18 protein-coding genes and 1 pseudogene are annotated in these 13,577 nt (G+C 69.2%); 12 read left to right on the top strand and 7 right to left on the bottom strand.

What is annotated here, in order from left to right; genetic code table 11:
* Positions 1-7: 7 nt before the first annotated feature.
* The 10 genes from ACFC79_RS30520 to ACFC79_RS30475 all read left to right on the top strand — a co-directional run bounded on the left by ACFC79_RS30520 (position 8) and on the right by ACFC79_RS30475 (position 6,032).
* Entirely contained in the window at positions 8-496 is a 489-nt protein-coding gene (locus tag ACFC79_RS30520) for a GNAT family N-acetyltransferase (RefSeq protein WP_376246736.1), read from the top strand.
* Position 497: 1 nt separating this feature from the next.
* Positions 498-1,007, top strand: a complete 510-nt coding sequence (locus tag ACFC79_RS30515) for a hypothetical protein (protein WP_376246733.1) — start codon at positions 498-500, stop codon at positions 1,005-1,007.
* Positions 1,008-1,070: 63 nt separating this feature from the next.
* Positions 1,071-1,883 carry a DUF6042 family protein gene (locus ACFC79_RS30510; protein WP_376246730.1) on the top strand — a complete coding sequence of 271 codons (813 nt, stop codon included), beginning with the start codon at positions 1,071-1,073 and terminating at the stop codon, positions 1,881-1,883.
* Positions 1,880-2,425: an AAA family ATPase gene (locus ACFC79_RS30505; RefSeq protein WP_376246727.1), complete on the top strand. Its 546-nt coding sequence runs from the start codon at positions 1,880-1,882 to the stop codon at positions 2,423-2,425. Before ACFC79_RS30510 ends, ACFC79_RS30505 begins: the two co-directional genes overlap by 4 nt.
* A gap of 182 nt (positions 2,426-2,607) precedes the next feature.
* Entirely contained in the window at positions 2,608-2,799 is a 192-nt protein-coding gene (locus ACFC79_RS30500) for a hypothetical protein (protein ID WP_376246724.1), read from the top strand.
* Complete coding sequence (locus ACFC79_RS30495) at positions 2,768-3,295, top strand: DUF6879 family protein (protein ID WP_376246721.1); 528 nt, start codon at positions 2,768-2,770, stop codon at positions 3,293-3,295. Before ACFC79_RS30500 ends, ACFC79_RS30495 begins: the two co-directional genes overlap by 32 nt.
* A 30-nt stretch (positions 3,296-3,325) precedes the next feature.
* Positions 3,326-4,177, top strand: coding sequence for a helix-turn-helix domain-containing protein (locus tag ACFC79_RS30490; RefSeq protein WP_376246718.1), 852 nt, complete (start codon positions 3,326-3,328; stop codon positions 4,175-4,177).
* Positions 4,178-4,273: 96 nt separating this feature from the next.
* Complete coding sequence (locus ACFC79_RS30485) at positions 4,274-4,450, top strand: hypothetical protein (RefSeq protein WP_376246715.1); 177 nt, start codon at positions 4,274-4,276, stop codon at positions 4,448-4,450.
* Positions 4,447-4,878 carry a restriction endonuclease gene (locus ACFC79_RS30480; protein ID WP_376246712.1) on the top strand — a complete coding sequence of 144 codons (432 nt, stop codon included), beginning with the start codon at positions 4,447-4,449 and terminating at the stop codon, positions 4,876-4,878. Before ACFC79_RS30485 ends, ACFC79_RS30480 begins: the two co-directional genes overlap by 4 nt.
* A gap of 152 nt (positions 4,879-5,030) precedes the next feature.
* Entirely contained in the window at positions 5,031-6,032 is a 1,002-nt protein-coding gene (locus ACFC79_RS30475; protein ID WP_376246709.1) for a 1-aminocyclopropane-1-carboxylate deaminase/D-cysteine desulfhydrase, read from the top strand.
* Between the two features lie 127 nt (positions 6,033-6,159).
* Here the strand turns inward: ACFC79_RS30475 and ACFC79_RS30470 are convergent, their stop codons facing one another.
* The 7 genes and pseudogenes from ACFC79_RS30470 to ACFC79_RS30440 form a co-directional block, all read right to left on the bottom strand.
* Entirely contained in the window at positions 6,160-6,747 is a 588-nt protein-coding gene (locus ACFC79_RS30470) for an SMI1/KNR4 family protein (RefSeq protein WP_376246706.1), read from the bottom strand.
* A gap of 44 nt (positions 6,748-6,791) precedes the next feature.
* The gene (locus ACFC79_RS30465; protein WP_376246703.1) at positions 6,792-7,439 is read right to left on the bottom strand and encodes a transposase; all 648 of its coding nucleotides are present in this window, start codon (positions 7,437-7,439) and stop codon (positions 6,792-6,794) included.
* A gap of 67 nt (positions 7,440-7,506) precedes the next feature.
* Positions 7,507-8,385 (bottom strand): S41 family peptidase, encoded by an 879-nt coding sequence (locus tag ACFC79_RS30460; RefSeq protein WP_376246701.1) that lies wholly within the window; start codon positions 8,383-8,385, stop codon positions 7,507-7,509.
* Positions 8,386-8,577: 192 nt separating this feature from the next.
* The gene (locus ACFC79_RS30455) at positions 8,578-9,084 is read right to left on the bottom strand and encodes a hypothetical protein (protein WP_376246698.1); all 507 of its coding nucleotides are present in this window, start codon (positions 9,082-9,084) and stop codon (positions 8,578-8,580) included.
* 31 nt (positions 9,085-9,115) lie between these two features.
* Positions 9,116-10,232 (bottom strand): annotated as a pseudogene (locus ACFC79_RS30450) (transposase); the annotation flags it as partial.
* Positions 10,233-10,238: 6 nt separating this feature from the next.
* Positions 10,239-11,159 carry an NADP-dependent oxidoreductase gene (locus ACFC79_RS30445; protein ID WP_376246696.1) on the bottom strand — a complete coding sequence of 307 codons (921 nt, stop codon included), beginning with the start codon at positions 11,157-11,159 and terminating at the stop codon, positions 10,239-10,241.
* 453 nt (positions 11,160-11,612) lie between these two features.
* On the bottom strand, positions 11,613-12,002 hold the full coding sequence (locus ACFC79_RS30440; RefSeq protein ID WP_376246693.1) for a hypothetical protein: 390 nt from the start codon (positions 12,000-12,002) through the stop codon (positions 11,613-11,615).
* A gap of 516 nt (positions 12,003-12,518) precedes the next feature.
* Here ACFC79_RS30440 and ACFC79_RS30435 point away from each other — a divergent pair.
* Both ACFC79_RS30435 and ACFC79_RS30430 read left to right on the top strand, forming a co-directional pair.
* Positions 12,519-12,893, top strand: a complete 375-nt coding sequence (locus ACFC79_RS30435; RefSeq protein WP_376246690.1) for a hypothetical protein — start codon at positions 12,519-12,521, stop codon at positions 12,891-12,893.
* A gap of 97 nt (positions 12,894-12,990) precedes the next feature.
* Positions 12,991-13,518 (top strand): hypothetical protein, encoded by a 528-nt coding sequence (locus ACFC79_RS30430; protein ID WP_376246688.1) that lies wholly within the window; start codon positions 12,991-12,993, stop codon positions 13,516-13,518.
* The last annotated feature ends 59 nt before the right edge of the window (positions 13,519-13,577 follow it).

Here is a 13,577-nt window from a genome sequence, read left to right as displayed (position 1 = left end):
CCGCCGCATGGTGACCCTGCGCGCACTGACCCCCGACGACGCCCCCGCCCTCACCCGCATCTACAGCGGCGCATCCATCCGGTACACCACCGGCAAGGCCCTCACCCTCGACCAAGCCCAGGAGAAGATCCGTGCAGCCCTCGCCAGAGGCGCAGAAGACCCGCGCGCCCAGTGGTCCTGGGGCATCCTCGCCGCGGACGAGATGATCGGCCTGATCGCCCTGCGGCGACGATCCCCGTCCATGGGCACCATCAGCTACATCCTCCGCGAGGACACCTGGGGCAACGGCTACGCCACCCACGCCGCGCACCAGGTCGTCACCGTCGCCTTCACCACCGCCGGCCTCAACCGGCTGGAGGCCATGCACCACCCCGACAGCCCCGCCTCCGGCCGTGTCCTGGCCGAAGCCGGGTTCACCCGCGTCGGCACGTCCGACCGAGACACCGAGACCGGAACAGTCCCCTACGAGCTGTACGCGCTGGAAAGCAGGGCATGACATGAAGCTCAACGACCTCGGCCCGCTGATGGCCCGCCGCCAAGACGGCGGCCTCAGTTTCGAGCGCTTCCGCGCCGACCCGGCACTGGCCGCCCTGCAGTGGCCGGACGACGTCCTGAGGGACTTTCTCTTCGACCACGGCGACAACGGCCCCTTCGTGGACGACTACAGAGACGTCGATCTATGCGCCATCACCTGGAAGCTGGAGACGATCCCGGCCGCGGCCTTCCCCACCATGCCGACCGGCGAGAGCCACGCCGGCTGCATCGAGAGCTACGCCGCCGACCCGGTGTACTGGGGCAAGGTGCGGCCCCCGGAAGTCGGCCGGCACTGGGAAGAGCACGGGACGTGGATGCGCCCGCCGCTCCTCATCGACCGGCACCTCCTGGACCCGGCGGACAGCGGACTGCAGGTCCTGGAGAGCCGCACCCGCGTCGGAGTCCTGCGCGGCCGCCTCCGCGAGCAGCTGCGCGTCGCTCCCGACCACCAGGCGTGGGCGGGACGTCCGTGAGAACCTGCCGCGTCTCGCTGCGTACGCTGCGAGCATCGAGGTGTTTTCGAGGAAGAGCCGCGGATGACTGAGAAGGCGTCTGTGCCCGGACCGCGCCGGGACATGGCGATGCACAACGACTGGTGGGCTTCGGGCTGGGACCACGTCCTGCCCCGCCAGGGCCTCCCGCTGACCATGCTGATCGGGACCGCGAGCCAGCCCGGCTTCACCAGCTCCCTGGACGACCTTCTGCGGGAGATCTTCGACGGCCACTGGGACATGATCGGCGGCGACCTCGATGGCGCGCTCACCTTCTCCTGGCCGGATGAGGAGTGGGACTACGAGGACGCGCCGGAGGGGCGCGAAGCGAACGAGGCGAACCGCTGGGAGACGTTCGGCGCCATGCTCACGGCCGCCGGCTACCCGGTGCCCCGGACCGTGCGGGACCTGTCCGAGCTCTACCTGACGTGGGGCCTGGCCAGCCGCGAGGAAACGCCGGAAGACACTCGGTGGTCGATGCCCGCCGCGCTGCCGCTGCCCGGAGACCTGCTGCCCCTGGACACCGACCTCGCCAAGCGGCTCGACTGGATCCGCTGGACCATGCGCACCGGCCCGCTCGTCAACGGGCTCATCAACCACCTGGTCAACGATCTGGGCGAACCGCACGAGGTCCTCACCTCCCTGGACCGACTGGCGACCGCCACCAGCCAGGACACCGACAACGTCCGCCTCGCCCTCGCAGAACTCGTAGAGACCGGGGACGCCCAGGTGCAGCGCGGCCAGGAGCCGACCGACGCCGAACGACTGGAAGCACACCAGCGCTTCCGCCTGATCATGAACTGGGAGCACCTCCACGACACCCGGATGCAGCTGAGCATCAAGGGCGACGACGCGTGACACAGCGCGCGCCGGGCACCGAACAAACCCGGCTGGTCGTCCTGCGCGGCAACAGCGCCTCGGGCAAGTCGTCCGTCGCGGCCGGCCTTCGCGAGCGGTTCGGCCGAGGCCTGGCCCTGGTCGGCCAGGACAACCTCCGCCGCACCGTGCTCCGCGAACGCGACCGGCCCGGCGCGGCCAACATCGGCCTGATCGACCTGACAGCCCGCTACGCCCTGGACGCCGGGTACCACGTCGTCGTGGAAGGCATCCTCTACGCCGACCACTACAGCGACATGCTCGCCCGGCTGCGCGCCGACCACCGCGGCCCGACCCACGGCTACTACCTGGACGTGCCGTTCGAGGAAACCGTGGCCCGGCACGCCACGAAGCCGATCGCCGATTCCGTCACCGAGGCGCAGCTGAAGGAGTGGTACCGGCCGTGCGATCTGCTGCCTGGCGGAGTCGAGACCGTCATCGACGCGGACGGCACCCTCGCCGCGACAGTCGAGCGCATCATGCGCGACACCGGCCTGGACCGCCTTCCTGCCCTCGAACGGTGACGCCCACCGGCCGGCACTCTCTGACGCGCTGGGCAAGGCCCGCGCTCTTGACCGCCGGCACCCTGGCGCGGGACTGTCGATGCGCAACTACTAGCAACTGGCTTTCTCCGGAGGCGATCACGGCATTACTTTTCTTCGGTACGGACCCGAACTCGGGCGGAGGGAACTGCCCCGCGGTGTGGGTGGACACCACCACCGCCCAGGGGCCGGAACTGGTCCTGCAGGGCAAGTTCGCCGACGCGGCGACCCGGGCCGCCTGCAGTCAGGACAGCCCGCCCGCAGACGGTGAAGGCGTCATCCGGATCCCGGTCCGGATGGTGGAGCAGATCAGGAAGGCGTGCGATGCCGCAGAAGCCGCCGGCGCCCAGCTTTGAAGACCTGCTCGACTCCGCACAACGGCACGCCCTCCACCAGGAACTGCGGGACGTCTACGCCGTGGGAGAGGAAGCAGAGGTCTACGACGCGTTCCTCGAGGACGGAAGCGTGCCCGCGGACGATTCCGTGTTCTGGGGCGGGTGGCTGCCACTGGTGGAGCGGACCGTCGCCCGCGGGGTGAAGGTCCGCCGGGCCCGGATCGTGTCCGAGCCCGTCATCGACTACATCCGCTTCGAGCACGCCATCACCGACGCCAACCTCCGCGCCGGCGAACAAGTCCGCTGGCTGCCCCGCCGCCGCGCCTCCACACCCGCACTGCCCGGCAACGACTTCTGGCTCATCGACGACCAGGTCGTGCGCTGGAACATCTTCTCCGGCGACGGCCAGGCCCTCGAGCCCGACCACACCGAAGACCCGCAGGCGGTCAAGCTGTGTGCCGAGTCGTTCCGCTCGGTGTGGGACCTGGCCACACCGCACGCCTACTACCGCATCTGACCGACGCACAACCCAAGGGCCCGCCACCTCATGACGACCACGTCCCCCTCGTCCAGCGCCCAGTCGGCCCGAGAGGCGCTCGCCGTGAGGTTGCAGCACCTGCGCAAGGACGCTGGCCTCACCGGGAAGGAACTCTCCGCCCGGTGCGGATGGCACCCCGCCAAGACCACCCGCATCCAGAAGGCCGCGGTCCTGCCCTCCGACTCGGACATCCGCGCCTGGTGCGCGGCCTGTGATGCGGACGAGCAGGCCGACGGCCTCATCGCCACCGCCCGCGCCGTCGACTCGATGTACCTGGAGTGGCGCCGCCTGCACCAGGGCGGCATGCGCCAAGTCCAGCAGGACTGGTACACCCTCCACCAACAGACCCGACACTGCCGCGTCTACGTTTCCAACCTGCCCCCCGGCCTCCTCCAGACCCCGGCGTTCGCGACCACCCTCATGAACCAGATCACCACCTTTCAGGGCACCCCCGACGACGTCGCCGAAGCCGTCGCCGCCCGCGTCGCCCGCTCCCGCTTCCTCTACGAAGGCAACCACCGCTTCGTCGTCCTCATGGAAGAGTCCGTCCTGCGCTACCGCACCGCCGACCCCGACACCATGCACGGGCAACTGCGCCACCTCCTGACAGTGATGCCCCTCGCGTCCGTCTCACTCGGGATCATCCCCTTCAGCGCGCAGCGCACCATCTGGCCGTTGGAGGCGTTCTACGTCCACGACGACACCACGGCCGTGGTCGAGACACTCACGGCGGAGATCAAGGTGACACAGCCGCGCGAGATCGCCGACTACACCAAGGCGTTCGCCGCTCTCGCGGAGATGGCGGTCTACGGCGATGAGGCCCGCGACCTCATCCGGGCCGCTATCGACGCCCTGGAGTGAACCTCCGCAATTACCCGCAATTTCGTTGAGTACCGTGCGGGGGCGTCCGTAGCGTCGAACCACACCGACGCACCCCAGCAACGGAGGCGGCACCCCATGAACACACCCACATCCGCCAGCCCCGCACCGGAAGGCCCCGGCCCCCAGCGCCCCGATCGCGGCCAGCCTTCCCCAGCGCTGCTGGAACGCGCCGACGCCCACCCTCTCGCCGTCCAGGCCCCGGACGCCACCCCCGGCGACCACAGCCAAGACGACGCGGCGGGCCACCGATGAGCGACACACACATCGTGCTCCACGACCCCGACGGGCGCATCGAAGCCGAACTCCCCCTCGACCGCCGCTCCCACAAATGCCTGGTCAAAGCCGTCCTTGCCTGGGGCAGCGACCCGGGCCTGCACGACGCGGACTACCACCAGATCGCACTCCAGCTCACCGGCGACGCCCGAGCTGTCGCCCACGACCTCCGCACCGCCATACACCAGCTGCCCGATGACCGCCCGGCCCGCGCGCTCACCGACCTCATCCTCGAAGACACCGAACGGCGCCTTACCGCCCCACTGCGCGGCTCGGTCCGGTGCGTCCAGGGCCGGGCCCTCCTCGTCCGCACCCTCTACGAGCGCCTGGACCGCCTCACCGAAGCAACGACCCGCCATGAGGAGGCGGTTCCGCCGACCGAACCGGGCGATGTCGGGCCTCAGTAGCATGGCCGTCCGCCAGCCTCCCGCAGGGGCCCGGACCGGACACAGCAGCGGCGCACTCATCCCCTGTGCGAAGCCCGGGGCCGCCTTCCAAGGCGGTTCCGTTTCGCGCATCGGCCCAGACGCGTGCCTGACTCCGTTCTAGAGTCGCTGTCATGACATCGCGTCCGCTGCTCCACCGGCGCTGGCCGACCCTTGCCGAGTCGCTGCCCCATCTGCCGCTGGGAGACGGCCCGACGCCGGTCCGTCCGCTGACAGGGCTCGGACTCCGATGCCCCGTGTGGTTGAAGGACGACAGCAGCTACGGCAGGGGCGGCTGGGGCGGGAACAAGGTCCGCAAGCTGGAGTGGCTGCTGCCCGAGGCCCGCCGCCGGGCCCGGACAATTCTCACCGTCGGCGGCCTCGGCACCAACTGGGGCCTGGCGGCTACGCTGTACGCCCGTGAGTACGGCCTCGACGTGGCCCTTGGTCTGATCGACCATCCGGTGGACGACCACGTCCGGGCTCAGCTCGACCGCCTGCGTGCCTCCGGCGCCACCTTGCATTTCCTGCACACCCGGACGCGGCTGGTCCTCGCCGCACCGTGGTTGTTCGCCCGCCACACGCACGGGCTCGCTCTTCCGCACTACCTCCCCGCTGGGGGGTCCTCCCCGCTCGGCGCACTCGGGTCCGTCGAGTGCGCGCTCGAACTGGCCGATCAGGTCGCCGACGGGCTCCTGCCCGAACCGGCCTGGATCGTCACCCCGGTCGGATCCGGCGGCACTGCGGCCGGCCTCGCCCTGGGTTTCCGGCTCGCGGGTCTGCGCACCCGTGTCCTCGGCGTCATCGTCAACGACACGCTCCGACTCGACAGCGCCACCCTCGCCCGGCTCGCCGCGAGGTCCCTGGCGTTCCTCCGCTCACGCGGCGCCGACTTGCGAGCGGTGGCAGCCCCCGCCCCCCACGACATTGTCACGGAACACCGCTGGATCGGCCCGGGCTACGCTCATCCCACCCCGCAGGGGCGCGCCGCGCTCGACCGGGCGGGCTCCGAGGAGGGGCTGGAACTCGAGAACACCTACACCGCCAAGGCCCTCGCCGCCCTGCTCGACCTCGACGCGGCCGGCCACTTCGGCTCAGAGCCCGTGGTGTTCCTCAACACCTTCGGCCCGCGGTAGCCGCGGTGGCCCTCCGGAAGGCCGCGTCCTCATCGAATGGCGGCCGTCATCACGCTGTTGCCGAGCTCCGGGAAGTGCCTTCCGTTCTCGGGTTCTGGCTCACATTCCGCGTAGCTGTTACGGAGAGTCAGATCTTCGGGGCCATGCGATGCCGGTTGGGATGGGCACGAAGCTGGGGTGAGGTGAGTTCCAGGGCCCGGTTGTCGCGTCCGGCGCTCATTTGGTCGAGCCAGCGTTCGTACCAGTCGAGGAAGTCGGTGGCGGAGGAGACGTTGGGGCCCCAGTAGCCGTCCCCGTTGCCGGTGAGGACGCGGCCGGTGAGGGGGCCAGTCACCGCGATGACGCAGACGTCGGTGCAGCCCATTTCGATGACGTGGAGGAAGAGGTCGCGTTCGTGGTTCCCGGATCCTGTGCCGTCGAAGCCGCGGGGCGCCCCCGGTTTTCCGCGCGGATTCATGACCAGCAGGGAACACCGCTCCAGCGGCATGAGGCCGTAGAACGGCGACGCGCCTGAGCCGCCGATGTGCGTGAGGAACTGCCGATAGGCGTCGGGCAGGACGATGTCGTGCTCGGCCTCAAACGCATCGACGCGTGCTTCCGCCAGCTTGGGACCGAGGCGAAACCCGTGTTGCTCTTCCCCGAAGGAGTGGCTGCGCAGCGGTTGGAACGGGATCGCGGCCAGCTTGCGACGCAGGCGGGGTACGCGGGGATCCACAGTGCATCTTCTCTCGTCAGCAGTCACCCTATGTGTGCCTGTGGTCAGCTGGCCAGAAGAACCCTCTTCCGCAGGAGAGCGAAGCCGGCACGGCCGAACATCTGCCGCTTGAGCATCTTGATCCGGTTGACGTGTCCTTCGACGACGCCGGAGTCCCGGGGCAGGGTGAGCCCAGCGATGACGGCATCGCGGTCACGTTCGATGCCTGCGGCGAGGGTGTGGAGGCCGGGGAGATCGTCTTGCCGGACGGCGTCCAGCCACTGCGGCAGCCGTTCGCCCTGGCGCTCGGTGAGCATCTGGGCGAAGGATTGGATGTGAGTGGTGAGAGCGTCGAGTTCGGGGCAGTGGACCAGGACGGCCTTGAGCCGAAGGTGGGCGATCTCTGGGAGTGTCTCGGGGCGCCGGAGGATCCAGCCTGCGATGACGCGGGGTGACGGTGGCCGAGCTGTGATCGGGTTGGGAGAGGTCCTCTTCTCTCGGAAGTAGGCGCGAACGCATTGGTAGCTGCCCTGATAGCCGAGTGGCACGATCTCCTCCCATACCGTCCAGACGTTGGTGCAGCCCTGATTCCAGCGGTCATCCAGGTAGGGCTTGAACGCGTCCAGCTTGGACGGCCGGCCCTGCCACTGCCCGCGGAAGAGGTCCTCTGGGTTGGCTGCGTCGCCGAAGAGTTTGACGGTGCGCGAGGTCATGCGCGGTGGCTGGAGGCGGCGCGGACCGAGGGCCGTGTGGAGCGCAGGCGCCGCCTCACGACCGACGTCACTGACACTCAGCCTGCTTGCGCAGCCAGTTCTTCGCTGCCTGCAGAACTTGGTTTACGTGAGCTCCGCTCCTCAGTTTCATTGTGGGGATCTCCTCGTCAGGAGAGATCGGCGCATCGTAGCTACGGCCGGTGCGGTCAGCGTCCTTGACCTCTGTGAGGACCAGTACGGCACCATCGGAGAGGCGGTGCTCATTGTTCCCGGTGGGGACGTCGTACGTGTCCTCGCCGAAGGACCGGGTTTGTGGCCGCCCCCGGAAGGCAACCGCCACCGCCTCACCCGCGCTGGCCGTTACCCCGTCCGTCAGGACCGCGACCGGGGCGTCAGGGTTAGCCACGGGAGCGCTGTCTCCCCAGTTGAACGGTCTGCCGTTCTCGCGCGGGCTGCCGTTCTGGATCGTCCACGGGTACTTCTTACCGTCGAGATCCACGAACATGCCGACCTTGCCGTCCCCCAGAACCGGGCCTGCGACGGCGGGCATGGGCCACATGTTCCCACCGTGGTTGCGGCGCAGGTCCACGACCCAGCCGCATGCCCCCGGGCGGTCAGCCTTCGCCACAGCCTCACGGCCTTGCCGCACATACCGCTCGTACACCGTGTCAGATCCCTGTACTGCAGGGAGTGACACGTACGCCACGTGATCCCCCAGCGAGCGAGCCTCCGGCCCTTGGAAGGAAGAGTCCGGCGGGGCCTCGATCGCCTCTTCAACCTGCTTGGGATCGAAGAAGGAACTGTACCCATGGCCGACTGTTTGAAGGGCGAAGCGGATCGCGTCGTAGGTGTCTGACGGCTTCTGCGCGGCCCGGGCCTGTGAGAATGCCTGGCGGCGTACCCCCGTCCACTTGACCTGGTGGCGGACGAGCGCATTCTTCTCCATGATGTCCAGCACCTCCGACAGGTATGACCGGGCAGCGGCCGGCATGCCTGGCCCTTCTGCCCCCTCCGAACGATCCGTACATCCCGTCCCCGCAGCAAGGACACTCACCAGCCCAGCGCAGGCAGCCCAGCGCAGCAATCGTCCCCGACCCATCCATACCCCCAACTCTGCAATCACGAGCCTGCTTGGTCATCAGGCCCATGCGTTGAAGAGCGTTCCGCCCAACGTGGTGATGTCGTAGGAGCGAATTTGGCGCCACTCGCCCTGTGCAAGCACCGAAGTGTCCACGTCGGAGAGAGGTGTGGCGAGCTGCTCGCTACTCAGAACCACGAAGCCTGCTTCAGCGAAGGTAGAGGCCCACGGCGGAGGGGGGAGAAACTCCTCTGCGTACCAGTTCCGGCGTTCTTGTGCGAAGGCAATCCAGGGGTGATGGGCGTGACACAGGATGATGCTCTCGCCAGTGCGATCGACGACCGACGCGGTGTAAAAGGTCCGGGGGTACTCCTGGCCCTCGATCTCGCCCACTTGGCCTTCGACGACTCGGGCAGCGGTATACAAAGCGGTCCGGAACGCCCGCAGGTCGGTTTCCGGAAGGGGGCCGTCCTTCGGTACGAAGAAGCCTGTCGCACCCCGCGGCAGCGTGAAGCCCGTGTTTCCCTCATTGACCATACCGCTCATCTTGCCGGGTGCGAGACCCACTTGGTCGTCGTAGGTGCTGTGGGCTGCGGGTTCATCCAGTGCGGCGGGGCTTGGTTCCTGCCTTGTGGTGTGCGGGGCGGCTGTATGCCTGGCCGGTGGCAAGGACTCGCCCCACGTCGTAGCGGTTTGCCGTGCGGTGATTTTTCGAGCCGAGCGGCCGGCCCGGGCCGGGGCGGGTCGGTTTCGGTGCACCGGCCGGGGAAACGGTCTTCGCACGCAGGTTCCTGAACCCTCTGCGGACGCGGGCGGGGGTGAGTTTGTTCGGATCGATCGGCTTCTCCCAGGGTCTGCGGAGGTCGGTGGCCAGCGGGCGGGTGAGCCGGAGCTGGGCATAGGCGGCGATCACCAGCCACGTCCACCGGTCGGCCGCTTCTGAGCTGCGAAGCCGGGGCTTCGTCCAGCCGAGGGTCTGTTTGAACAGGCGAAACGTGTGCTCCAGATCGAAACGGCGCAGGAATGACTGCCAGCAGCGGTCCACGTCGTCGGGGGTGGCGCTGGGTTTCCGACCACCACAGCCAGACGGGCTTGTTGACCCCGCCGGAGGGCAGCTTCTCGACGGCCAGGCGAACGACGGTGCCCTCGATGATGGGCAGCGGCCCGTCGTGGTCGAGCCAGGCCGCCCGGCGGGTCAGCCGAGGGTGCAGCCGGTCCCATGCCCGCGCGGTCGCCTTCCCGTTGAGGCGGGTGTCCGGGACGGTCACGGCCTGCTCAGTGCCCCAGGTGGCAGGATCGCCGAAGACGAACTCGCCCCCGTGCTTGGGCGGTCGGCCGCCTTTCGAGTCGTAGACCCGCAGCGGCGTCGGGCGCCGCATCACGCGGTCGGAGCGGAGGCGGCCAAGGACCTGCACCGGCAGACCGTCCAGCAGGTGAGCGATGCGGGGAGCGTCGTATCCGGCGTCCATCACCACCAGCACCTCCGGGTCGCCAGGCTGCCACTGCCTGGCGTCCACCAGCCGCTCGATGACCTCGCGGATCTGCACCGTCGTCACTGCGGCGACGTCCGCCCCGGGCTCCAGGCGGACCGCGTCCAGCACCGCGGTCCAGGAGGTGCGGCCGGTCTCCAGCGCGGCCACTTTCGAGTACGGCCAGCCCGGCACCATCTGATGCTTGCCCTCACCACGGCCGAAGGTGTGGCAAAAGGCCCGGTCTCCTGTTCAGTCTTCCGTGACGCGGATGATCGTCTTGCCCCGGGTGCGCTTGCCGGGGGCGAACGCGGCGGGTGCTGCGGCGAGCGGCCGCACAGCACCGACGACCGGCTTGAGCCGGCCGTCCCTCAGCCGCTGGGCGAGGTCGGTGAGCCGGGCGCGGTCGGGTTCGACGACGAAGAAGACCGCCCGCCCGCCCTTGGGCTGGACCTTGGGCGGCATGGCGATGGTGACGAGCGTGCCACCGGCCCGGACCAGGGCGGCCGAGTGGTCGAGGATGTCGCCGCCGATCGCATCGAACACGACGTCGGCCTTGCCGGCGTCCTCCAGCTTCTCCGTCTGCAGGTCCAGGAAGGTGTCGACGCCCAGAGCGAGCGCCCTGTCACGGTCGGCGGACCGGCCGGTGCCGATGACGCGGGCGCCGACCTCGCAGGCGAGCTGTACCGCGATCGAGCCGACGCCGCCCGCAGCACCGTGGATCAGGACGGTCTGGCCGGTAGTAAGGCGGCCGTGGTCGAACAGCCCCTGCCAGGCGGTGAGCCCGGAGATCGGCAGTGCGGCTGCCAGGGTGTGGTCGATGTCCGCCGACAGCGGTGCGAGGTTGCGGGCCTCCACTGCGGCGTACTCGGCGAGCGAGCCGTTGCGGGTCCAGTCAGCCAGGCCGAACACCCGCTGGCCGACAGTCAGGCCGGTGGTGCCGTACCCCAGCTCTACGACGACACCGGACAGCTCGTGCCCGGGCACGCTCGGCGTCCGGTCGCGGCCGGCGCGATCGGTCCACGTGCCCGGCCAGTCCAGCTCGCCAGGGGTGAAGCCCGCGGCGTGCACCCGCACGATGACGTCGTTCTCGGCCGCATGGGGGTAGGGCATGTCTGTCAGGGACATCCCGGCAAGACCGGCGTTACGGTCTCGCACAGTGATGGCTTGCATACAGGTCCTTACTGGGAGGGGCGACTCGAGCGCGCTGCGTTCTCGTCAGGGAGCCGAGGTAGCCCCTCCGGGTGTGGCAGCTCGGACGCGCACGAGTTTGTCGGGATTGATGATTCTGCGGTACGCGGTGATCAGACCGTCTGTCATCTGTACCGTGTCGACGGAGTAGACCCGGCTCGCCGACAGCGCGTGGATCAGGCAGGGCTGGAGGCCGCCGATAGCGACGTCGACTCTTTCGTGATCGTGGGTGCGGGCGCAGATGTCTACGACGCTTTCAGGGCTGGAGCCTGCCGAAGCCGCACAGTCCAACTGGGCCCTCAAACGCGCTGAACACAACAACCAGCCCCAGCCGGACACCCCAGTCGTCACCCTCGTCGGCCGCACCAAACCAGCCCCGACCTCCCGGAAAAGACCTAAATCACCGGTATTGCATCTAGGGGCAATACCGGTGATTTAGCGGTAGCAGTCCGGAACGGGATCGGTCTCGCTGTAGATGGCGGTGTCCTTCATGAAGCCGAGCTGGCCGTTGTCGGCGACGGTCATCAGCCAACGGGTCGGGTGCGGCCCGCCGACCCAGTCCTGGTTGTCCTCCTTGCACGAGAACCAGCTGGGGTTGGAGTTCATGTAGCCGACTACGGTGGAGGGGTCCGGGTAGCTGTGGTTGTTGCCCACCGTGCCGTAGACCGGGGAGCCGGGCACGTTGTGGCAGTACCACCGGTTGCTCTCTCCGGGCCAGCAGTTGTCGGCCGCCGAGGCAGACGGCGCGGCCACGACTCCCAGACTCACGGCGAGGGTGGCGGCAGCGGCGGCGGTGATCCTGGCGGTGCGGATTTTGCTGAACATATCTCACTCCTGTTGCTGCGCGGACGAGTTTGCCCGGCGGCAGTGTGCCCGACGACCTTGGCGTGTCGCGCATGCGACGCGGTTGGTGACTCAAAGTCGCCGGATTCCGAAGGGGCATGGCCAAACGCAGTCGGTCACACCTGCGGGCACAGGGACGGGTGTTCGCATGGAGCGGGTGCGATCTCTCGGTTTCGTGTCGGTGGCGGTGAGAGTCGGTGGTGACGTTCTGGGGCGTCAGGTGCCCGCGGAGCCGCCCGATCACCGTCGCAGTCTGGGTGAACACCCTGTACCGGCTCCAGCGCGGTGAGTCCTGGTACGAGATCGGCGTCGACGACCCGGACCGGCGCCGAGCCGGATGCAGCGCCTGGAGCAGGCCGCCCGCCGCTACTTCGTCGGCGCTTCGTACCCGGGCCGCGGCGCGGGCATCACGGCGGTCGACTACCACCAGGCGGTGCCCGTGGTCGTCACCGAGCTGGAGCGGATCACCGCCGACCCGGCCGGGGCGGCGGGGAAGGTGTGGCGCAGGCTCGGCGCGATGAGTGGCAGACGCTGTCCGAGGCCCTGGACAACCCGGACGGCGAGCGGCTGTACGCGGTCCAGCTCCGGGACGCCCGCCAGCGCCAGGCGGAGCGCGAGGCCGCGCACCGAGAGGCGCAGCGGCCGGTGTGCACGCAGTGCGGTGCGAAGTTCACCGACGACCGCTGGCAGGAGACGACGCGGTCCTCGTGGCCCGGCGAGTGGGACCGGCTGTGCGGGCCGTGCGCGGCGGAGGCCGCCGACCGCGCGGAGGCTGAGCGCGTAGCCCGCCGCCAGGCGGAGGAAGCCGCGGCCCGCGAGGCGGCGGAAGCGGGGGAGAAGAAGAACCGCGGCTTCTTCGGCCGCCGCAGGTAGCCGGCGCGGGGCGGCGGGCGGAGGACGTCTTGTCCGCTGCCGGGCCGGGGCGGAAAGATCGGATGCGGACCATCCACGAACGAGGGGGAAGAACACGGTGAGCAACAAGCTGCTGGCACCGGACGGCTGGCTCGTACTGGGACTGCCCTGGCCGGAGCAGACCCAAGACGGCTGGGGTGAGTGCGCCGTGGCCATCGCCCCGACGATGATCCCCCGCCACCTCGTCAGCAAGGGCGCCGGCATCGCGCTCGATCTCGCGACCGGCCTGGCCCGCGACCCGAACGACGGGCCGGGCAAAGCGGTCTTCTTCTCCGACGTCACCCTCTGGCTCGACAAGCAGGGCAAGGACTGGGCGGACTTCGGAGCCGACTACGAAGCCGTCATCGACGAACTCGTCAAGGCACCGGTCCCGCAGCTCTACATGACGCTCGTACAAAAGGCCCACGCCATCCTGTGCGACGCCAGCCGCGACGGGGTGCGCCTGTACTACCCGGGCGGCGACGTCGAACACGTCACCCCGCAGGTCAGCGCTGACGTCCACGCCGCCATCACCACCAGCCTGGAACGGGACTGGCCGCCCTACATCCAGGGCCTCATCGACCGCGGCGCCCTCCATGCTCAGTAGTCGCGCCGCACACGCTGCGGGCCCGTCCTTCACCCAGGCCGGGCCCGTCGCTGTTCCCC

The sequence above is a fragment of the Streptomyces sp. NPDC056061 genome, from assembly GCF_042266885.1.
Taxonomy (GTDB): Bacteria; Actinomycetota; Actinomycetes; order Streptomycetales; family Streptomycetaceae; genus Streptomyces.
The sequence above is the reverse complement of the archived record's forward strand: the minus strand, read 5'-3'. Positions and strand labels throughout refer to the sequence as shown.